The organism is Streptomyces sp. NPDC006643 (assembly GCF_042870175.1).
In the GTDB taxonomy this organism is placed as follows: Bacteria; Actinomycetota; Actinomycetes; order Streptomycetales; family Streptomycetaceae; genus Streptomyces.
The window spans coordinates 36,118-57,824 of sequence record NZ_JBIAHA010000022.1; the positions used below are offsets into that span (position 1 = coordinate 36,118).

Here is a 21,707-nt window from a genome sequence, read left to right on the forward strand (position 1 = left end):
GCCGGGCCCGGTGACGCAAGTCCGGACCCGGCGGCAGGCCGAGACCCCCACCCGTCAGCCGGAGGCGTCCTCGCGGCCGAGCACCTTCGCGTCGCCCGGCCGCGCGGGCACCGGCACCGCACCGCGCGCGTCGGAGCCGTCGTCGTCGTTGTTGATCTTCTCCAGTACGGCGTCCCGCTCCGGTGTGTCCTCCGGCTTGATGAAGCCGATCACGACGTACAGGACGAGCGAGACGGCCAGCGGGATCGACACCTGGTACTGGAGCGGCACCCCGCCGTCCACGTTCCAGCTGATCGGGTAGTTGACCAGCCAGAAGGTGACCAGACCGACCCCCCAGCTGATCAGCGCGGCCGTCGGACCGCTCTTGCGGAACCAGGGCAGCAGACCCAGCATCAGCGGGATCGCGATCGGACCCATCAGCCCGGCGACCCACTTGATGACGACGGTGATGATGTCGCCGAAGAAGTCCGAGTTGACCTGTGTCGCGATCGCCATCGACAGACCGAGGAAGAGCAGCGTCGTCCAGCGCGCGGCCAGCAGCCCGACCCGGGTGTCCCACTGCCGTACCCGCCGCGACACGGCGGGCATGATGTCGCGGGTCACGACCGCCGCGATGGCGTTGGCGTCGGAGGAGCACATGGCCATCGTGTGCGAGAAGAAACCGACGATGACCAGACCCAGCAGACCGTGCGGCAGCAGCTGTTCGGCCATCAGCGCGTAGCTGTCGGCCGGCACGTCCGTGTCGATGAGCACCGGCGCCACCCACATCGGGAAGAACAGCACCAGCGGCCAGACCAGCCACAGCACCGCCGACAGCGCGCCGGAGCGGGTCGCGGACTTCGCGGAGTCGGTCGCCATGTAGCGCTGCGCCTGGTTCCACATGCCGCCGTTGTACTCGAAGGTCTTGATGAACAGATACGCGATCAGGAAGACCATCATGTACGGCCCGGCCAACGGCTCGGTGTGGCCTTGGAGTTCGGGCTCGTCCCAGACGTTCCACAGACTGCTGAAGCCGCCCAGCTCGGCCAGCACGGCGACGAGCATCGCGATACCGGCGACGAACTGGATGATGAACTGCCCCAGTTCGGTCAGCGCGTCGGCCCACAGCCCGCCGACCGTGCAGTAGATCGCGGTGACCGCGCCGGTGATCAGGATGCCCATGTTGAGCGAGACACCGGTGAAGACGGACAACAGGGTCGCGATGGCGGCCCACTTGGCGCCGACGTCGACGATCTTCAGCAGCACGCCCGACCAGGCGAGCGCCTGCTGGGTGGGCAGGTTGTAGCGGTTCTTGAGATATTCGAGCGGCGACGAGACGTGCAGTCGCGAGCGCACCCGGTTGAGCCGGGGAGCGAAGAGCTTGGCCCCGATCGCGATGCCGATGGCGATGGGGAACGACCAGGTGACGTACGACGTGACGCCGTACGTGTACGCGATGGCGGCGTATCCGGTGAACATCACCGCGCTGTAGCCGGACATGTGGTGCGAGATGCCCGACAGCCACCACGGCATCTTGCCGCCGGCCGTGAAGTAGTCATGGACGTCGCCCACGCGTTTGTGGGACCAGACGCCGATCGCGACCATCACACCGAAGTATCCGATGAGCACGGTCCAGTCGAGACTGTTCATGTGCCCCCTCCAGGGGTCCGCCTTGTGAACGTTGGTGCTCTTCGTCAGTGCGTCCGGTCAGCGGCGCCCCCGTGCGGGAGCGGGGACTTCGGGGATTGAACCGCTACTCGCGGCAGTGGGTCAAGGGTTCCACCGGTCATAAATGTGAACACGGATCAGAAAGCCGAACGATTTTACTAGTTCTTGACCTGGTGGGGCGTTGTCGTGAACGTGACGGGAACCACACGATGGGCGGGCGCTTCGTCAGGACGCGGTACTGCCGTACGACGGCAACGCAACAGAAACGACCGCACGGGATGCGGGTCCCGTGCGGCCGAGAGGGAGTTCGTGTTTGGTTCATGTGCACAGCCGGGTGAACGGCCGACCGGGATGAGGGCATGGCAGAGCCCCCTCGGCCAGGACGGCGGACCGGTCGAGAGGGCTCATTCCGTGCGTGGTGCGGTTGCGCTACGGCTCTGTGTGGGGTGGGGGGAAGGGCTCAGCCGAGATCGAAGGCGCCCTGGTTCATCTCCTGCACGAATGTGGTCCATGATCCCGGAACAAAGGTGATCGACGGACCTTCGGGGGCCTTCGAGTCCCGTACGGCAATTGCCTGTACGACGGGAGACTTGACCTCGACGCATGCGCCATTTCCGCCGGAGTACGAGGACTTGGTCCAGGTGTCCGTAGCGCCCTGAAGAATTGCCATGTTCGGTTCGCTCCGATTCAGCAAGTGGTGTCAATACGCCAACGTCTTGCTGGCATGATCGACGCTACTAGCCACGGTCGGCGCGTGGGGCGGACGTTCACTCGACCGGATGAGATATCCCGGTGGACTCTTACGCTCCGAGTCCACCGGGTGTATTCTGCCGCGCCGCTCTTCCGCCCACTCCGTGTGAACTCCCTTAGCGGGCGTATCCCTTGGCGATGTCCGAGATGAACTCGCGGGTCTGGTCCGCATTCAGCGCCTGCGCGCGAAGGTGTTCGTACATCACGCTGTACTTCTGGACGTCGTTCGCCTTCTCCAGATAAAGATCACTCGTGACGCCCTCGATGTAGACCACGCTCGAATCCGTGGCGTCCGGGAATTCGAGGATCGCGTAATGCCCGCTGATGCCCGGATGGGCGCCCATCTCGAAGGGCAGTACCTGCACCGTGACATGAGGCAGCTGCGACAGTTCGACCAGGAACTCCAGCTGCTCACGCATCAACTGCCTGCCGCCGACCACGCGGCGCAGCGCCGACTCGTCGATCACGGCCCACAGCCGCAGCGGCTGCTCGGGCGCGTTGACCCGCTCCTGGCGGCGTACCCGTACGCTCACGCGCTTCTCGACGTCCGTCGGCGAGGTCTCCGGGAGCGCGCCGGTGATCAGCGCCTCCGCGTAGCCCCGGGTCTGGAGCAGACCCGGCACCACCTGCGGCTCGTACACGCGCAGTGAGGCCGCGTCCGTCTCCAGGCCGATGTAGACGCTGTACGGGATGTCGCCGAACGCGTGCCACCAGCCCTGCTGCCGTGAGTCCTTGGCCATTTGCATCAGCGACTCGACGATGCGGTTGTCCTCGACCTCGTACACACCGCAGAGGTCACGGACATCGCGCTGGCTGATGGAACGGCGACCGTTCTCAAGACGGCTGATCTTCGACTGGGAGACCAGCAGGCGCTCCGCCACCTCCTCGGCCGTCATGCCCTTGAGCTCGCGGAGCCGGCGCAACTCCTGGCCCAGCCGGCGTCGCCTGACGGTGGGATTGACACTGGACGCCACGGAAACGGCACCTCCTGCTGAGTTATTGCGTAGCTCTGTGTGTCTACGTCTCAGCAGACTGCCACCGATGGCCCCAACTGCGCTGGAAAACAGCCACAGAGAGAAAAGCACGGGCGGTGAGTGGACACGGCGCCGCCGGAGCCTGTATGCGGGCGCGCGACGCGCGGGGCAGCCGGTTGTACGGCTGACCCCGCGCGTCTCTTGCGGCTCCCGAACCGGGTCTCTGGGGACGTCGGCGCGGCGGATTGGCGACACCCGCGTGCGTTCGTGTCCGTGCCTTGCTCTGTGCCGTGCTTTCTGCCGTGCTCTGCCTTGCCTCTCAGTGCGCCGCGACGCGGGCCATACCGCCCGCGCGCTGCGGCTGCATCGGTACGGCCGGCGGTCGGCCTCCCGGTGCGCCCGGTGCTCCCGGTGCGGGATTACGGCGCGGCTGTGCGGCCACACCGTTCTGGACGTCCATCACGGCATGCGCCACGAGACCGCCCATCGGGTCGTGTCTGATCAGGTCCCGGAGCCGGGAGCGCGACGAGCGCCCCTCGTTACCGGGGTACAGGTGCTTGCCCAGACCGACCGCGTGGGCCAGTGCGGCGAGCGCCGCGGTCCGCGGGTCCGGCGGTACACCGGTGCGGATCGCACTGTCCAGCCGTGACCTGATGTCGCGGCTGATCGCCGTCTCCGTCGCCTGGTAGCGAGTCGTCGGCAGCACTCCGCACATCTGGCCCGCCACGGCATGAACCATGCCGCACCGCTCCAGATGCGAGAGGTAAATCTGGCGGAGCCCCAGTCGGGGCCCGCCGATCCAGTGAACTGCGCGAACCGGACTGCCACGTCGGCGCAGCAGTTCCAGCGCGGAGTCCAGAGTCGGATCTCCGGTCGGCCGTGGCATCACCACGGCGATACGATCCCCATCAGGGGCTATCCGTCCTGCCAGAGCCAGCTCTACTAGCTGTGCTCCGGCCAGGCCGAGGTCGAGCGACTGCGGCTGCGCTGTGGTACCCGTGGCCGGGTCCAGAGCGAGCAACAGAAGCTCCTCCGGAATTGTTCTGCGGCTCCTGCCCATCCATGCCTCCCCGCGTGGATGAATGACAGGGTGACCCCTCTCACATTGGTCTGTCGAGAGTGCCTGGCCGCTTTGTACGGGAACCGTTATGTATGTCGTTCTCGTCTGGCACATGAGCTGTGGTTTCACACAGGACACTGATAATCGGTTCGGAGAGTGCGGCGGTGGGGCGCGCGAGCGCCGCGAGGGCCGTACATCGCATGAGGAGGCACGGTGGCGGGCGAGTCCCCCGGCAAGTCGGAGCAGCGGAAGTCGTCGGGGGAGGCGGCGTCCAGGTCGCCTCGGGACGGATCGGAACAGGACCCGAGGTTCGCGGTTTTCCGTGCTTCGGCCGAAGCCGGCGCCGGCGCTGCCGGGGAGGCGGAACGGGCCGACGCGGACAAGTCCGACACCACGGAGGACGCACCGCGTTCGCGGAACGGTTCCGCGAAGTCTGCGAAGTCTGCGAAGTCGGCGAACTCGCCGAACGCCGCTGTCGATGGCTCGACGGCCGTTCTCACGGTCCGGGGGGCCGCGGGTGGCTCTGGGGCTCCTGAGGCGGCTGAGACGCCTGTGAAGGCTGCTGAGGGTGCTTCGACGCCCGAGCCGGACGCCACCGAAGGACCGACGGCGCCGAGGCCGGAGCGCGAACGCGAGCCCGAACTGGAATCCACGACCGAACCAAAGTCCGACGCCACGTTCGCACCGGCGAACCCACAGCCGACGTCTGCGGACGCGCCGAAGCCGACTGCCGGGCCGGTGGACGATGACGCCCCGGCCGACTCGGCGAGCGCGCCGGGGGGCGCCCCCGGCTCGGCCGCGTCGGAGCCGGCTGCCGGACCGGAGGCTGGTACGGGGTCCGACGCCGGGTCGGAGCCGGTGGCCGATGCCGCGCCCAAGTCTGCGCCCGCCTCCGACGGGCCGGGGGCCCGTACGGGGTCCGACGCCGGGTCGGAGCCGGTGGCTGGTGCCGCGCCCAAGTCTGCGTCCGGCTCCGCTGAGCCGGAGGGCGGGCTGTCGGCCGGTGCTGATCGTGAGGCCCCGGCGCAGCCGGATGCCGTGGCCGACGAGCCGGGCGTTGATCGGAAGACGGCCGTCTTCAAGGCGTTGAAGCCGCAGGGGGAGGGCGCCTCGGCGAGCGCGCCGAAGGACGAGGCTGACCCGGCTGCGCCGGGGGGTGCGTCCGGGCAGAAGCCCGTGTCCGACTCGGCTGACGCCACTCCCGAGTCAGTACCTGGCTCCGACGGGCCGGAGGGCCGTACAGGGTCCGAGCTTGCGTCGGACGCCGCGTCCAAGTCCGCGCCTGCCGCCGAGCCGGAGGCGTCGGCTAGCGCCGCGTCCAAGTCCGCGTCCGGCTCTGCCGGTTCGGAAGTCGGGTCTGCCGTGGGTGATTCGGTCGATGTCGGCCGTGAGGACGCCGGGACGGCGTCTGCCCCGGCGCAGCCGGACGTTTCGTCCGGGGCGGGTGCCACGGTGGACGAGCCGGGCGTTGATCGGAAGACGGCCGTTTTCAGGGCGTTGAAGCCGCAGGGGGAGAACACCCCGACCGGCTCGGCGAGCGCGCCGAAGGACGTGGCTGACGCCACACCGGAGTCCGCGCCCGCCTCCGACGGGCCGGGGACCCGTACAGGGTCTGAGCCTGCGTCGGACGCCCCGTCCAAGTTCGCGCCTGCTGCCGGGTCGGAGGCGCCGGCTGACGCCGCGCCCAAGTCCGCGCCCGGGCCCGACGGGCCGGAGGCCCGTACGGCGTCCGGCGTCGGGTCGGAGCCGGTGGCTGATGCCGTGTCCAAGTCTCCGTCCGGCTCCGCCGAGCCGGAGGGTGGGCTGTCGGCCGGTGCTGATCGTGAGACCCCGGCGCAGCCGGGTGCCACGGCAGAGGAGCCGGGCGTTGACCGGAAGACCGCCGTCTTCAAGGCGTTGAAGCCGCAGGCGGAAGGCGCCCCGGCCCGCTCGGCGAGCGCGCCGAAGGGCGACGCTGATCCGGCTGCGCCGGGGGGTGCGTCCGGGCAGAAGCCCGTGGCCGGCCCGGCCGACGCCGCACCCGAGTCCGGGGCGGACGGTGAGGAGCCCGGCGTTGACCGGAAGACCGCCGTCTTCAGGGCCTTGCGGACCGACTCCGCTCCGGCCAAGCCCGGCACCGCGCCGGATGGCGACCTCGCTCCGGTCAAGCCCGGTACCGCGCCGGACGGCGACCTCGCTCCGGCCAAGCCCGACACCGCGCCGGGCAGCGACTCCGCCCCAGGCGGTGGCAAGCCCGTTGATCAGCCCACCGCCATGCTCAAGCTGCCGCCCCAGGCGCCCGAGGTTCCCGCGGAGCGGACCAGTAAGTTCGTGCCTCTGCGGGCCGACGAGGTGCGGGTGCCCGCGAAGCCTGCCGGGGGGCCCGTCGTTGAGGCCGAGCGGACGCGGCAGCAGCCCATGCCGCCGTTGCCGCCGCTTGATCTGCTGGCCGAGTTGACCAACAAGCCGGCGCCGCCCGAGACCCCGACGCGGACCGTCGTCAGGCGGGTCAAGATCTGGACGCCGCTGCTGGTCCTCGTGCTGATCATCTTTGCGGTCGTACAGGCCGTGCGTCCGCTCCCGGCGCCGTCGTTGAACCTCACGGCGAACTCCGCGTACACCTTCGAGGGCGACAAGCCCGCGCTGCCCTGGCCCGGCGAGGGGCAGGGCTACATGGCGGCGACCGGGCTCGGCACCGTCGACTCGTTCGGTGAGCAGAAGGCCGTGCCGATCGGCAGCGTGGCCAAGGCGATGACGGCGTACGTCGTCCTCAAGGACAGGTCCCTGAAGCCCGGCGCCAAGGGCCCGAGCATCACGGTCGACGCCAAGGCCGAGGAGGACGGCGGGCTCGACGCGCAGGGCGAGTCGACGCTCAACACCGTGAAGGAGGGCGACAAGCTCACCCTGCACGACGCGCTGGCCGCGCTCATGATCCCGTCCGCGAACAACATCGCCCGCCTGCTGGCCCGTTGGGATGCGAACGGCTCCGAGGAGGAGTTCGTCAAGAAGATGAACGACACCGCCGAAGAGCTGGGCATGAAGAACACCAAGTACACCGACCCGTCCGGCCTCGACGCCACGACGGTCAGCTCCGCCGAGGACCAGGTGAAGCTCGGCCAGAAGCTGGTGGAGATCCAGGCGCTGATGGACATCACCAAGCTCCCCGAGTGGACGGACCCGTCGGGCAAGACCTGGCGGAACTACAACACCCTCGTCCCGTACGACGGCGCGCTCGGCATCAAGACCGGTTCCACCACCAAGGCGGGCGGCAATCTCCTCTTCGCCGCGCACAAGATGGTCGGCGACACGGACCAGCTGATCGTGGGCGCGATCCTCGGCCAGCACAAGGCGCCGATCATCGACACCGTCAACGCGGCGAGCAAGGAAGTCATGCGCGCCACGCAGGACGAGCTGGACGGCGCCACGATAGTGAAGAAGGGCCAGGTCGTCGGCGAGGTCGACAACGGGCTGGGGACGACCGTGCCGCTCGTCGCCGTCGAGGACGTGAAGGCCGTCGGCTGGTCGGGTCTGACCGTCAAGCTCGAACTGACGGAGGGCGCCAAGGCCGTACCGCAGAGCGCCGCCGCCGGAACGCACGTCGGCACGCTCACCGTGGGTGAGGGCAAGAGCCAGGTCGAGGTGGCCGTCGCCCTCCAGAGCGATCTGGCCGAGGCGTCGTTCCTCGACAAGCTGACCCGGGTCGGCTGAGCCGGCCGCCCATCGGCGGGGGAAGGCGCCGGAAACGGCGTCTTCCCCGCGCCCGGCCGCGTGCTAGCGTCCGACGGAGGGCAGCCAGGCAACTCGGGACGCGGGTACGGCGTCCTTACTTCCTCCAGGACGGGACGGACCAGGGGGGCCGGCACACCGGGCTGACGGTGAGACGGGGAGAGTTGTAGTGACCACCGCTGAGCCGACGCGCGCCGACGGCAGTACCGGCACGGGTACGAGTGCGAGTACGGGTACGAGTACGGACACAGGCACGGACACAGGCACGGACACCGGCACCGGCACCGGCACCGGCACCGGCACCGGCGAGCCCGCCAAGGACCTGCGCAGCCGCGTACTGCGCCACCCCGTTCTGCTCACCGGCACGGTCGCCGGCGCCGTCCACCTTCTCTGGTTCTTCTTCTTCGCGAACAGCGGCGGCGACATCGCCGCGCAGGACGCCTGGGCCGAGTTCGTCGGCCGCCACCCGGACTCCGCGTACAACCTCGCCTGGTACGGCGGGATGCACCCCGTCTCGTACAGCGTCGTCTCGCCCTACCTGATGTCGCTGCTCGGCGTCCGTACGACGATGATGATCGCCGGGACCGTCTCGGCCGCCCTGACCTCGCTGATCCTCTACCGCGTCAAGGCCGTCCGGAATCCGCTGGCGTGCTCCTTCGCCGGGGTCTTCGCCTTCCTCTGCAACGCGCTCTCCGGCCGGGTGACCTTCGGTCTCGGCGCGATGTTCGCGCTCGGCTCCGTCGCCGCCGTCTTCTGCTGGCCGCACCGCTGGCGCTACAAGCGGTGGGCCAAGGCCGTCGTCGCCGCGCCCCTCGCCGGGCTCGCGACGGCCGCGAGTCCCGTGGCGGGGCTGTTCCTCGGTGTCGTCGCCGCCGCGCTGTTCCTCAACAAGCGGCGCCCCGGCGCGTACGCGGTCGGGCTCGCCCCGGTCGCCGTCGTCGCGCTCTCCGCGTGGCTGTTTCCGTTCTCCGGCACCCAGCCGATGTCGATCGGGACCGCGTCGCTGCCCGTCATCTTCTCCGTCGTCGCCTTCTTCCTCGTGCCGCGCGACTGGCACACGGTCCGTACCGCCGCCGCCGTCTACGGTGTCGGGACGGTGCTGACCTGGGTGATCGACTCGCAGATCGGTTCCAACGTCTCCCGGCTGGCGATGATCGTCGGCGGTGTGGTGCTGCTCGCCGCGCTGCCGTACGCGGTGCCCCGCTCCCGTAAGTGGTACGCGCTGGTGCTGGCCTTCGTCGCGTTCAACTTCTGGATCGGCTACAAGAGCGTCGACGACATCATCCGCACCGCCCCCACCGCGTCCTGGACGCGTGAACTCGCGCCGCTGGTCAACGAGTTGCAGGAGGTCGGCGCCGAGCGCGGGCGGGTGGAGGTCGTGCCGGCCAGCAGCCACCGCGAGGCCTCCGCGCTCGCGCCGTACGTCAATCTGGCGCGCGGCTGGAACCGGCAGGCCGACATGGAGCGCAATCCGCTCTTCTACGACGACAGCCTCACCGACGACAGCTACCGCGCCTGGCTGGACCGCTGGGCCGTCTCGTACGTCGTGCTGCCCAAGGGGCGGCCCGACAACGGCGCTGACCTGGAGGCGAAGCTCGTACAGCGCGGGCTGCCCTATCTGAACCACCTGTGGGGCGACGCCAACTGGCAGCTCTACGAGGTCCAGGACCCGATGCCGCTGGCCGATCCGCCCGCGGTCGTGCGGCGGGCGTCGGCCAACGAGCTGACCATAGAGGTGAAGACCGCCGGCCGGGTGCTGATCCGGATCCCGTACTCGCGCTGGCTCGCCGTCGTGGACGAGAAGGGCGAGAGCCTGGACCGCCCGGAGGAGACGGCCGCGTCCAAGGCGGACGAGGGGGACGGTCCGAAGAAGTTCACCAACCCCCACGGCTGTGTGTTCCGGGCCGAGAAGAACGCGGACGGCGATGAGTGGACGGAGCTGCTGGCCCCGCGCCCGGGGACGTACCGCATCTCCGCCCCGTACCAGTTCCGTCCGGGCACGCCCTGCCCGGAGGAACTGCGCGACGAGGGCTGACGGCGGGGGCCGGGCGGATCACCCCCGCCCGCCGCCTCGCGACGGCCGGCCTCAGAGACGCTTGGCGCTGCGCAGCGTCTTCGCGTAGTAGCCGTTGCCGTCCAGGCGTGACGTGCCGCCCTTGTCGCCGATCGTCGGGCCGTTGACCTCTTCACGGCTGGAGACGAAGATCTGGTGGCCGTCGGTGTCGACGCCCATGTAGATCCCGACGTGGTCCAGCCGCTCCTTGGTCCGCGCGTCCAGCTTGAAGAAGACCAGGTCACCGGGTTGCAGCACGCTGATCGACTTCGGCCGCTCGAACGGCGTGCTCCCCTTCAGCTTGATGATGTCCGTGCCGGTCTCGGAGCGGGCCATGCCGTTGGCGGTACGCGGCAGGCCGTCACCGCTCTTGTCGTCGGCCATCAGCGGGAACCGGCCCCGGTAGCCGAAGACCGTCCTGATGAAGCCCGAGCAGTCGATGGAGCGGTAGCGCTTCTGCTCCGGCTGGATGGTCGTGCCGTCACGGAAGGTGTACGGGATGCCCAGGTAGTCGTAGAAGTCCGACTGTTCGAGGCGGTAGTCCGCGCCCTCGCTGCCCTCGGGGTTGATCGGGCCGAAGTCCGCGTCACCGGCGTACGGGGTGCCCTCGTCGTCCTCCTTGACCGGGGCGCCCTCCACGTACTGGAAGGCGAACGCGAACAGGTCGTCCTCCTCGCTGCCGTAGAACTCCTCGAACCAGTCCTTGAACCACTTCTCCTTCTCGGCGTCCTTCTTCCACGGCTCGGGCATCAGCCGCACCCAGTTCTCCGTCACCACCCGGGACTTGGTGCTCGTCGGCTCGGAGAACGTACGGCTCGGCCCGGTCAGCGTCGCCGTGCGCGCGCCGTCGGTGAAGGTGGCGAGCACGGCCCCGCTGCCGGAGCGCAGCACCGAGCGTTCGGGGTTCTTCAGCCGCTCCCACTTCTGCTCACCGGAGCGCGCGTCCCCGGCCGACGTCAGGTCCGGGGTGTCGGTTATCGCCTGGACCGCGGGTGCCTTCGCCTGCTCGTCCTTGCGGAGTTCGACGGTGAGATACGCGCTGCCCGCGAGCAGCGCGATGACGGTGGTCGCGTGCAGCACACGGCGACCGCCGCGCTTCTTGGCCTTGGCACTCATGAGAGGTCAGCTCCGGAGGCTTCAGTGGTCGGTGTCGGGATCACGGATCAGGTGGTGGGCAGGGCGCCGAGCAGGATGCCGGCGGTGAGGACGACGTACGCCATGAGCGTGACCGTGCCGGTGGCGAGGATGGTCGCCCCCTTGGGCTGGCGGACGAGCTGGTACGCGATGAGGCCCGGCACGATGAAGCCGAGGGTCTGGTTCGCGTAGAGCAGCGGGAACTCCAGCGACAGCACGAACATCACCGTCGCCTGGAGGAGCACACCGATGAGGACGACGGTGGAGAACAGCCGCTTTCCGTAGAGGATCACGAAGCGCTGGACGAGGAGCGTGGTCACGTACGTCAGCACGGTCACGCCGACGACCATGGCGGCGCGCTGAAGGTCCTCGACGAGGGTCAGCGCCAGCCAGCCGGGGGTGATCATGCCACCGGGGGAGAGGTTGGTCGTCAGATAGCAGATCAGGGAGAACATCAGGCCCAGGCCGATGCCTATCGCGGCTATCTCGGGCGTGAGAACTGCGGGGATCAACGGTGTTCTCCAGGATTCTGCGGAGTGCGGGGAGTCTGCGGGGACCGCGGGGGCCGCGGCGCGTCGTTGTCCGGCGCGTCGTTGTCCCGAGCGGGGGCCGGCATGCGTACGGGCTCGAAGGGGCCGCGCGGTTTGGCGGCGGCGGGGCGCTGGTAGCGCTCCTCGTACGCCTGGGGATAGGGCTGGAACGGGTCGATGTGGGGCGAGTAGCGCTGGAGCTTCATCGTCTCGTCGTGGCGCGGGTGTTCGGCGGTGCCGTCCTGCGACGCGGGCGATGCGGTGTCGTCCTGCGACGCGGGGGAGGCAGGGGAGGCGGGTGCGGGCGGTTGTCCGGTGAGGCGGGCCACCAGTTCGGCGGCCGGGGCGATCTCCCGTCGCGGCGTCTGCCGCGGTGCGGCGACCACCGGGAGGGCGGCGGTGGCGACCGGGTCGCCGGCCGGGTCTGGGTCGGGGGTCGCGGCCGGCGTTTTCGTCGTCGAGGGAGCCGGGGCGGGTGTCAGGGCCGAGGAGGGAGCCGGGGCCGGGGTCACCGCCGGGTCCAGGTCCAGGTCAGGGTCCGGCGTCTCGTCCGCCGGCAGCTCCGCCAGGTGCTCCAGCAGCAGCTCGCCCTGCCCGTGGATGTTGCCGATCGCGACCAGCGACGAGTCGGGCCCGAGCTGCGCCAGCAGCTCCCGCATGAACTCCTCCGGGTCGCGCTTGTCACCGCCCAGGTCCACCGCGCGCGAGCGCCACTCGGCCGGGATCGCGTCGATCGCGCTCTTCGCCGGGTGCCCGATGACGAACACCTTGTCCGGCTGGAGATCGGGGACGATCTCGCCCATCTGCCCGTTGCGCTCGACACGGTCGGGACGGCAGTTGATGACGACGTTCAGCGGGCGGGCGATGGCGCCCAGGTCGAGCAGCTGGTTGATGTTCATCAGCGTCGACTCGGGGTCGTTCGCGGCGAAGACGTTCGCGAACCGCAGCCGATTCCCGTCCGGCGTGAGATAGCGCTCGACCGACAGGACACCCGGGTCCGGCGGTGCGTCGTACATGCCCTGGAGGGCCGTCTCCCGCTCCACGCCCATCAGTTCGGCGACCTTCAGCGCGATCGACACGTTCTCCTTGAACGTGAACCAGCTGAAGCCGCGCAGCTCCTCGTCGCTGACCGTCTCGGGGTCCGCGTAGATCAACTGGCAGTTCCGCGCGTCCGCCTCCTCCTGGAGGATGTCGAAGCGCTCCTTCTCCGCCGTGACGCAGATGCCGTCCTCCGGCATCGAGCGCGACAGCGAGCGCGCGACGTCGTCCAGCGTCGGTCCCATCTCGGCGAGATGGTCCTCACGGACGTTGCACAGCACGCCGATCGTGGAGCGGATGAGCTTCGACTGGTTGATCTCCTGGAGGGCCGGCATGACGGCCATGCACTCGATGACCAGCGCGTCCGGGTTGTACGCGGCGGCGCGCCGTACGATCCCGATCTGCTCCACCACGTTGGCGATGCCGAACTTCCGGTAGACCGGCTCCTCGGTGGCGTCCGGGTGGATGAAGCGGGCGGCCGTGCCGGTGGTCTTGGCGACGGTGACCAGGTCGCCGCCGCGCAGCGCGCCCGCGCACAGGCGGGTGATGGAGGACTTGCCGCGGATGCCGTTGACCAGGACGCGGGCGGGGATGCGGTTGAGGTTGGTGAAGTGGCGGCGCTGCTCGACGACGCCGGCGACCAGCAGGATGGCGGAGCACACCAGCAGGACGGTGTAGAGGAAGAGCACGGTCGGTCAGTTCCTTCCGGCGGGCGCGCGTACGGCGGCGGGGGCCGTCGCTCCCGCGCCGTCCCGTTTGCGTTGGTCGAGCACCTGCTGGCGCAGCAGTTCCAGGGAGCGGGCGATGGCGCCGACCTCGTCGTGGTGGCGCGGGTAGAGCACGGTGCGGCGGTCGCCGTCCGCGAGTGCCTCGGCCTGTTTCGCCACCTCGCGCAGCGGCCGTACGACGATGATGTGCAGCCAGCCCAGACACGCGGCGGCGGCGGTGATGCCGAGGAGGCCGGCGAGGACGGTGCGGTTCTGGAGGCTGTACTCGGGGATGGCGAGTCCGGCGGCCGGCTGCCAGCTCACGACCATCCAGTTGAGCGACTTGGCCGCGCCGCCGCCGACGAACGGGGCCGCGCCCGCGACCTGTACGCCGCCGCCGTCGCGGTAGACGATGCCGCCCGCGCGGGCGCTGATGCCGGTCTTCTGGGCGGTGCCGGCGGCCAGTTCGTCCAGCCGCGCGGAGGGCAGGTCCTCGAAGGCCAGATAGCCCGTGTTGCCGCCGAGCACCTTCCGGTCGGCGTCGACGACCCGGATCTCGCCGAGCCCCGGCCGCTTGAGGAGGGAGTTGATGAAGTCGATGCGGAACTCGCCGATGACCGTGCTGCCGTCGCGTCCGGGCAGTTCGGCGTAGCTGGCGATGATCGGTTCCGTACCGGAGTCGTTGAGGACGGTGATGGCGTCGGCGAACGGACGGCCGTCCTTGCTGTCACCGTTCTCGCCGTCCTCGCTCTTGCTGTCCTCGGGCAGCCGGGGGGACTCGCCGGACCGCGCCAGGATCTCGCCGTCGGCGGCGCGTACGTACAGCGAGCGGTAGCGCGAGTGGTCGGTACGCGTACGGTCCAGGACCTTCGTCATGTCCTCGGGCGAGGTGCGCTCGCCGAGCAGACCGGCGACGGACACCAGGTCGGCGTGGCCCTCGTTGAGCGAGCGGCGCACCCGGTCGGAGAGGGTGTCGGTGCGCTCGCGCTGGTCGTTGGTGATCTGCTCCGGTACGACGGCGGTGGCGTCGGCCCGGTTGAGCAGGAGCAGCATCGGGGCGGACCAGACCAGCAGCAGGATGCCGCTGACGGCGAGCAGCGCGCGGGCCCCGATCCGCCCCCGGCGGCCGGACTTCGGGCCGGCCGGCCCGGCGGCGTCCGCACGCTCCCCGAGGAGCTGGCGGCGCAGCCGCTCCAGCGCCTGCCCGATCCGGGCGGCCTCGCCGAAGCGGGGCACACTGACCGGGCGGGTCAGATCGTCGCGGGTCAGCCGCCGGCTCTCCAGGAAGAGGCGCAGCAGCGGCCGTTGCACCGTACCGAGCAGCACGCCGACGGCGAGCGCGCCGATGAGCAGCAGCGCGCCGGCGGCGAGCAGCCCGAACAGCGGGTCGGTGACCCGGGTCGGGTCCTCGGCGACGTCGACCATGGCGACGACGGTCAGCCCGAGTGAGGTGGCGACGGTGCCCTTGCCCGGTTCGGGGCCGGTGAGGGCCGCGTAACCGGCGATGGCGCGGTCGCCTTGGAAGGTGTCGCCGCGCAGGCTGCCACTGACGCCCAGATAGCCGCCCTCGCCGGGGTCGTTGGCCTTGAGGGGGTGCTCCTGGGCCCGCTTGGCGGCGACCTCGGCGAACGCCGTGAGCTGCTTCTTGGAGCGCTCGATGCCGGAGCGCTGGAACTCGGTGACGACCTGTTCGCTCTCCGGGATGCCGTCGCTGCTGAGGATGCGGCCGGTGCTGTCGATGACGGCGATGGAGCGGAACTTGCCGAGGCTGATGCCGGGGAAGCGCAGGCTGCTGGAGGCGATGAGCAGCTGCTGGGGCTGGCCCTTCCAGGACAGCAGCTGCAAGGAGAGCAGCCGGGTCTCGCCGTTGGCGAGGCGCACCATACGGGGGCTGAGGCCGTCCTTCTCGGAGAGCTTGGCGGTGTCGATCGCGGCGACCGGAACGTTCTCGCCGCGCGCCGCGAGCATCTTGCCCGAGGAGATCTCGACGACGGCGGTGCCCACCCACTTCTGGTAGACGCTGCCGATCTTGTCGACCACGGCGTCCGGCTGGGCCGGGTCGCCCGCGTTGAACAGTCCGGCGGTTCTGGCGAGGTCGGCCGCGCTCTCGTCGATGGAGGCGCGCATCGCGTCGGCGCCGTCCTCGGCGAAGCGCTGCTGCGAGGTCATGACGGCCTTGGGGACGGACTCCTCGCCGGCCCGGCCGAAGCCGAGGGCCGTGATTCCGGCGAGGGAGAGCAGCAGCGCGGACAGAACCGCGATGGGCGGGCGGATGCCGCCCAAGAGGGACATGTCGGCCCGCCTGCGGACCTTGTGCCGTCGCTTCGCGGACGAAGCGGCCATGAGCGTTCCCCTTCGGGTGTTCGTGATCGGCGGGTTCTGTGCGTGCGTGCGGGCGCGCGGAGAACAGCCCCAGCCGGAAATAATCGACTCGCAGGCCTTGGGGAAGGTTGCACGAAGAGTGACCAGTGTGATCTACGCGACGTTTGGACTGGATGATTCCGTCAACGCGCGCGGGAGATTCGGCCGGGCGTACGTGCGGTGCCGCGTATGTGCGTGGCCGACTACGCGCGGGGCGGCGTACGTACGGGGCGGCGTACGTACGGGGCGGCGTACGTACGGGGCGGACACCCGCGCCGTACGTACACCGGCCCCGCCCCGTCTCCACCCGGCCCCCGCCGTCTCAGCTCAGTCGGGCAGCTCAGTCAGGCAGTCCGTTCAGTGGCCGCAGGCCGTCCTTCGAGGCGCCCCGGTTGAGCATCGTGCCCCGGGTGCGTTCGAAGGCGAGGCGGTACTGGGCGCGTTCCTCGGCGGACAGGTCCTTGCCGTCGCGCAGCGCGCCCGCGATGTCCAGCAGCCGGTGGTCCGTCGCCGCGCCCTTCGAGCCCGGGGACTGCTCCACGGCCGCGCCGCCTGCGTCCGTGCCCGCGTCGCCGGAGTCGTCCTCCTCCGGCGGGATCGTGACGAACGTCGGCGCGTACCGCGCCTCCACGTCCCAGCCGCCCCCGGACTTCTTGTGGAACTCGAACCAGCCGATGGCGCCCTCCTCGGTCAGCCCCGACGGCACGTCGTGCCGCGCGAGCTGGTTGCCGAGGCCGTACGCGATCCAGGTGCCGTCCACCTTCTCCATCGGCTGCACCACATGGGCGTGATGGCCGATGATCAGGTCGATCCCGGTCTCCTCGGCGAGTCGCCGCCCCAGTTTCAGCTGCGAGGCGCTCGGGTCGGGGTGGTGCTCCCGCCCCCAGTGGATGCTCAGGATCACCGCCTCCGCGCCCGCCTTGCGCGCCGCCTTCTCGGCGGCGGCGATCGCGTCGAACGAGGTCCTGTTGGAGAGCCATGGCTTGCCGCTGGGCAGCTCGCGCCCGTTGAACCCGAGGGCGTACGACAACTGCGCGACCTTCACGCCCTTCACGTCCACGATCAGCGGCTTCGCCGCCTCGGCGGCGCTGCGTGCGGAGCCGGTGTGCTTCAGCCCGGCCGCGTCCAGGGCGTTCAGGGTGCGGGTCACGCCGCCGGGGCCGTCGTCCAGCGTGTGGTTGGACGCGGTCGAGCAGGTGTCGTAACCGGTCTTCTTGATCGCCTCGGTGATCTGCGGCGGTACGAGGAAGTCGGGGAAGCTGCGGAACGGGCCCTTCGGGCCGGCCACCACCGGCTCGAAGTGGCAGATCGCCAGATCGGCCTTGCTGATGACGGGCTCGACCCCGGCCATGATCTTGGTGAAATCCGGATCGGGGACGTCGTCGCCGACCTTCTTGCCGACGGCCTCCGGTACCTGGGCGACTCCCGCGTCCCGGTAGCCCTGCTCGGTCAGCTGCGGGTGGATCAGGATGTCGCCCGCCGCGGCGACCGTGAACGCCGGCTCACCCTCGGCCCCCGCGGACTCGCTGTCGCCGCCGACGAGGGAGCAGCCGGCCGCCGTCGTGGCGAGGAACGCGAGCGTGAGTGCCACGGCGCTCCGGGGCAGGCGGCTGCCAGCTATGGAGGTGTTTCGGTGCGTTCTCACCCTGATACTTTCACTCGAACATGAGCCCTGATCCGACCAGAAAGATAACGGCACCGGCGAACCTGCCGCGCACCGCCGTACTTCTGGCGCTCCTGGTGGCCGCCGTCGCCGTGGTCGTACCGGCGCTCGACCGGTCCCGCACCGACGGCCCGAACCCCGGCCCCGCACCGACCGACGGCCCCGCCGCCGGTCTGGAGCGGCGGCTCTCCACGTACGCCTCCGAGGTCGTCGCCGACTCCCGCTTCCGCCCCCCGGACCGCGCCGAACGCGAGGCCCTGGCCGAGGGCGTGGCGCTGTACGTGGACGGTGAGCGTACGAAGGCCGAGAGCAGGCTCGCCGATGCGGGCTACGGAGTACGTGTCGTACGGGACGGGCCCGGCGACGGGGACGGTGACGGCGACGGGACCGGCCGCCGGTACGCGGAGATCGCCGACCGCGACGACGAGACCCGGCGCGGCTGGGGACGGGTCTACATCGACTTGGACACCGCGCCCCGCTACAGCGTCCAGGTCCCGCACCCGGTGGCCGACGCGTACACCGACCGCCTCGGCGCGGGCGTGCTGCGCGCCGCCCCCGGCGGGATCCTGGTGATCGCGGGCGCCCACCGCCGGGCGGGCGAGGGCGACGCGGCCGACGTCGCGCACCGCCGGGACACCGTCTTCCACGCGATCACCGTCGAACTCGTCGCGCGGCGCATCCCCGGCATCCAGGTCCACGGCTTCGCCGACAGCAGCGTCCCCGGCCGCGACCTGGTGGTCTCCACCGGCGCGGGCGACGTGGCCCGCCCGCAAGGCCGCACGCTGGCGGACGCGTTGGACGACGACGGATTCCGGGTCTGCCGGGCGTGGGTGGACAAGTGCCCGCTCGAAGGCCGCAACAACACGCAGGGGCGACTCGCCGCTGCCGAGGACGTGCCGTTCCTGCACGTGGAGGTCAGCCGCGCGGTCCGCGGCGACGCGGCCCGAACGGCGCGCGCGGTCGCGGCGATGGCGACGGCGGTACGGGAGTGGGACGGGCACGGCTGACCCGATGGGGGTACCGGCTGCGCCAGGCGCGCGGCTGTGCGTGCCGGTGGCGGGACTCACGCCCACCGCCGGCTCCCGCTCACGAATGCGGCCGCCGGCGGTTGCCGCTGGTGTTCCCGAGGACGGACCGGTTGCTGCTGCCGCCGCCGCCCTGTCCCGCCCGTCCGAACGGTTCATTTCCGGCCCGTCGTACGCTCCTGTCCCCATGGAAGCGATGAAGAACTGGCTCCTGCCGCCGGCCGTCGCGGTCTGCCTCCTGGTGTGGCCGGGACCGTTGGTGCTGGACGGCGGCCATGACGCCCTGCGCGCGGACCTCGCGCTGATCCTGGTCGTGGCGGCCGGGACCACCGCCGCGCTGGGGCTGCGCCGGCGGGCGCCGCTGCCGGCGCTGGCCGGGGTGGCCGTCTGCTACGGACTGGGCCTGTTCACCGTGGACTCGGACGCCGTCGAGGTGTTCACCATGGTCGCCGACCTGGTGGCCGTGTACTCGGTCGCCGCCCGCACCACCCTGCCGGTGACGCTGCGCGCCGTCGGCGTCCTCGTCTGCTACGAGGGCGTGGTCGGCTTCGCCGTCGAGGGCGTGAGCCTGCTCTCCGGTGCCGGCCTGGCCGTCACCGTCGCCTGCCACCTGGGCGTCGTCGGCCTCGGCCGGGCCCGCGCCCACCAGCGGGCCGCACGCGAGCGGGCCGCCGCCCGGCTGGCCCGTGCCCGGTCCGAGAGCCGGGGCGCGGGAGCGAGTGAACGGCGCAGGCTGGCAAGGGAGTTGCACGACGTCAGCGCCCACCACCTCACCTCCGTGGTCGTCACCGCGGAGGCCGCCCAGCACCTCGCCGCCGACCGTCCCGAACTGGGCACCGAAGCCCTCGACTTCGCCGCCCGCACCGGCCGCGAGACGCTGGCCACCGTGCAGCGCCTCGTCACCTCCCTGGGGACCGCCGAGGAGAGCGGCGAGGTCCCGCTGGTCTCCCGGATCGAGGAACTCGCCGGCGGTTTCGTCCGCCTCGGGCAGCGGGTGGAGATCACGAGCGACGCGGACGCCGTGGACGCCGCGACCGCCGCGGGCGAGGCGGGCGACGCGGCGGTCGGTCCGCGTGTGACGGAGGCGGTGTTCGGCATCGCCAGGGAGGCCCTGACGAACACCCTGCGCTACGCGCCTGGAGCGGTCGTACGCGTCGGTCTGCGAGATCTCGGAGAGGGCTGGCTGGCGCTGACCGTCGACGACGACGGAGGGCCGTCCCGTACGGAGGCTCGTGAGGGGGCACGTACGGAGTCCCGTACGGAGGCTCGTACGGGGTCCCGTACCGGCCTCGGGTCCGGCCGCGGCACGACCGGTATGCGCGAGCGCGCCGAGGCGGTCGGCGGCACGGTGTCCGCCGGGCCCGGCCCGGCCGGCGGCTGGTCGGTACGGGCGGAACTGCCGGCCCACCCGGGAGAGGGCGTGCGTCCCCCCGCCGGGCGGCGGGGCAGAGTGCTGGACTGGCGCCTCGCCTCGCACGCCCTGCTGCCGGCCGCCGGACTCCTGCCGGCGGTGTTCCTGTTCACCGGGGACCGGGACTCGCCCGGCGAACTGGCGCTGCTGGGCACGCTGTTGATCGTGCAGCTGCTGCCGTTGCTGTGGCGGCGGGCGGCGCCCTGGCCGGTGCTGGCGGGGCTCCTCGCGGGAGCCTGGCTGTGGCCGTGGCCGCCCGGCACCGCCGCGGATCCCTGGCTGGCCCTGACGTCGGGCACCTGCGCCCTGCTGGGCGGGGTGTACGCGGTGGGGGCGTACGGCCGCGATCCGTGGGCGACATGGGCATCGGTGCCGCTGGCCGCGCCGGTACTTGCCTGCGCGGTCACGGTGACGGCGACGCGCGACGGCGTCATCAACGGAGACCCGGCCGGAAGCGTCGCCGTGGCGGTCTGCGTGTCCGCCCTGACGCTGCTCCTGCTGCCGGTGTTCGGCGGCGCGTGGGCGGCGGGCTTCGCCGTCCGGTCCCGGCGCGGGCGGATCGTCCGCCGCGAGGACGACGAACTGGGCGCGGTCGTCCACGAAGCCCTCGCCGCCGCGCACCAGGAGCGCCAACGGGTCGCCGCCGGGCTGCGGGCCGTGGTCCTGGACCGTACCCAGGAAGTGGTCCGAGCCGCCGAGGATGGCCGCCTCGACGACGTGGCCCCGGCCGCCCGCGAGGCGCTGGCCGCGATGCGCGAGCTGCTGGGCAGTCTGCGCGACGGCACCCCCGCCGACGCCCCGCCCACGGTCCTCGCCGAGGCCTCGGTAAAGTGAGGCCCCATGACCTCACCCGCCGCCCCCGCCCGGGTCCTGGTCGTTGACGACCAGGTCGTGGTCCGCGCGGGTTTCGCGGCCATCGTCGGCGCGGAGCCGGACTTCGAGGTGGTCGGCGAGGCGGGCGACGGCGCCGAGGCGGTCACCCTGGCGGCCGAGCTCAACCCGGACGTCGTCCTGATGGACATCCGTATGCCCGGCATGGACGGCCTCACGGCTACGAGCCTGCTGACCGGTTCGACGTCGGGCCACGTACCCCGGGTGCTCGTCCTGACCACCTTCAACCTCGACGCCTACGTCTACGAGGCGCTGCGCGCCGGCGCCTCCGGCTTCCTCCTCAAGGACGCCCACCCGGCCGATCTCCTCGCGGCGCTGCGGGTGGTGGTCGCCGGCGACGTGATGCTCGCCCCCGCGATCACCCGCCGCCTCATCGACACGTTCACGGCCGCCGCCCCCACGCCGCAGGTCGCCCCCGAGGCCCTGAACGCCCTCACCCCCCGGGAACGCGAGGTCGTCTCACTGATCGCGACGGGCCTCGCCAACGCCGAGATCGCCGAACGTCTGGGCGTCGCCACCGGCACCGTGAAGACCCATGTCAACGCCCTGCTCAAGAAGTTGGACCTGCGGGACCGGGTGCAGGTGACGATCTTCGCGTACGACGCCGGCCTGGTACGGCCGAAACCGCCGCGGCAGTGAACCGGCGACGCCTCACCTGTATCTGAAGGTACAGAAGCGGCTCCTTCTGCGGAGCGACGCGCTCTCCCGCCCTGGTCAGCGAGGCTGCTGGGCAGGAGCAGCGGAGAGAGGAAGAGGCC

At 71.0% G+C, this 21,707-nt stretch carries 14 protein-coding genes; 5 read left to right on the forward strand and 9 right to left on the reverse strand.

Translation table 11 applies throughout. The features are described 5' to 3' along the window. Window positions 1-54 precede the first annotated feature (54 nt). The 4 genes from ACFYNU_RS27780 to ACFYNU_RS27795 form a co-directional block, all read right to left on the reverse strand. Complete coding sequence (locus ACFYNU_RS27780; RefSeq protein WP_356594807.1) at window positions 55-1,629, reverse strand: sodium:solute symporter family protein; 1,575 nt, start codon at window positions 1,627-1,629, stop codon at window positions 55-57. 478 nt (window positions 1,630-2,107) lie between these two features. Further along, window positions 2,108-2,317: a DUF397 domain-containing protein gene (locus tag ACFYNU_RS27785; protein WP_078494319.1), complete on the reverse strand. Its 210-nt coding sequence runs from the start codon at window positions 2,315-2,317 to the stop codon at window positions 2,108-2,110. Between the two features lie 196 nt (window positions 2,318-2,513). Then, window positions 2,514-3,371 (reverse strand): helix-turn-helix transcriptional regulator, encoded by an 858-nt coding sequence (locus tag ACFYNU_RS27790; protein ID WP_356594809.1) that lies wholly within the window; start codon window positions 3,369-3,371, stop codon window positions 2,514-2,516. Between the two features lie 319 nt (window positions 3,372-3,690). After that, window positions 3,691-4,431 (reverse strand): GPP34 family phosphoprotein, encoded by a 741-nt coding sequence (locus tag ACFYNU_RS27795; RefSeq protein ID WP_356594811.1) that lies wholly within the window; start codon window positions 4,429-4,431, stop codon window positions 3,691-3,693. Between the two features lie 1,761 nt (window positions 4,432-6,192). Here ACFYNU_RS27795 and ACFYNU_RS27800 point away from each other — a divergent pair. Next, entirely contained in the window at window positions 6,193-8,118 is a 1,926-nt protein-coding gene (locus ACFYNU_RS27800; protein ID WP_356594813.1) for a serine hydrolase, read from the forward strand. A gap of 187 nt (window positions 8,119-8,305) precedes the next feature. Next, window positions 8,306-10,171, forward strand: coding sequence for an MFS transporter (locus ACFYNU_RS27805; protein WP_356594815.1), 1,866 nt, complete (start codon window positions 8,306-8,308; stop codon window positions 10,169-10,171). Between the two features lie 51 nt (window positions 10,172-10,222). Here the strand turns inward: ACFYNU_RS27805 and ACFYNU_RS27810 are convergent, their stop codons facing one another. The 5 genes from ACFYNU_RS27810 to ACFYNU_RS27830 form a co-directional block, all read right to left on the reverse strand. Continuing rightward, a complete protein-coding gene (locus ACFYNU_RS27810; protein WP_031231097.1) occupies window positions 10,223-11,305 on the reverse strand; it encodes a C40 family peptidase in 1,083 nt (360 codons plus the stop codon). Window positions 11,306-11,352: 47 nt separating this feature from the next. Continuing rightward, window positions 11,353-11,835, reverse strand: a complete 483-nt coding sequence (locus ACFYNU_RS27815; RefSeq protein ID WP_023540944.1) for a poly-gamma-glutamate biosynthesis protein PgsC/CapC — start codon at window positions 11,833-11,835, stop codon at window positions 11,353-11,355. Beyond that, the gene (pgsB, locus tag ACFYNU_RS27820; RefSeq protein ID WP_356594818.1) at window positions 11,832-13,580 is read right to left on the reverse strand and encodes a poly-gamma-glutamate synthase PgsB; all 1,749 of its coding nucleotides are present in this window, start codon (window positions 13,578-13,580) and stop codon (window positions 11,832-11,834) included. The genes ACFYNU_RS27815 and pgsB overlap by 4 nt, the downstream gene beginning before the upstream one ends. A 6-nt stretch (window positions 13,581-13,586) precedes the next feature. Then, complete coding sequence (locus tag ACFYNU_RS27825) at window positions 13,587-15,941, reverse strand: HAMP domain-containing protein (RefSeq protein WP_356594820.1); 2,355 nt, start codon at window positions 15,939-15,941, stop codon at window positions 13,587-13,589. Window positions 15,942-16,299: 358 nt separating this feature from the next. Then, on the reverse strand, window positions 16,300-17,550 hold the full coding sequence (locus ACFYNU_RS27830; protein ID WP_356594822.1) for a CapA family protein: 1,251 nt from the start codon (window positions 17,548-17,550) through the stop codon (window positions 16,300-16,302). Between the two features lie 74 nt (window positions 17,551-17,624). Between ACFYNU_RS27830 and ACFYNU_RS27835 the strand changes: the two genes are divergently transcribed. The 3 genes from ACFYNU_RS27835 to ACFYNU_RS27845 all read left to right on the forward strand — a co-directional run bounded on the left by ACFYNU_RS27835 (window position 17,625) and on the right by ACFYNU_RS27845 (window position 21,588). Beyond that, window positions 17,625-18,629: a hypothetical protein gene (locus ACFYNU_RS27835; protein WP_356594824.1), complete on the forward strand. Its 1,005-nt coding sequence runs from the start codon at window positions 17,625-17,627 to the stop codon at window positions 18,627-18,629. Window positions 18,630-18,834: 205 nt separating this feature from the next. Beyond that, window positions 18,835-20,892 (forward strand): histidine kinase, encoded by a 2,058-nt coding sequence (locus ACFYNU_RS27840; protein ID WP_356594826.1) that lies wholly within the window; start codon window positions 18,835-18,837, stop codon window positions 20,890-20,892. A gap of 6 nt (window positions 20,893-20,898) precedes the next feature. Then, window positions 20,899-21,588, forward strand: a complete 690-nt coding sequence (locus ACFYNU_RS27845; RefSeq protein ID WP_356594828.1) for a response regulator transcription factor — start codon at window positions 20,899-20,901, stop codon at window positions 21,586-21,588. Window positions 21,589-21,707: the final 119 nt, after the last annotated feature.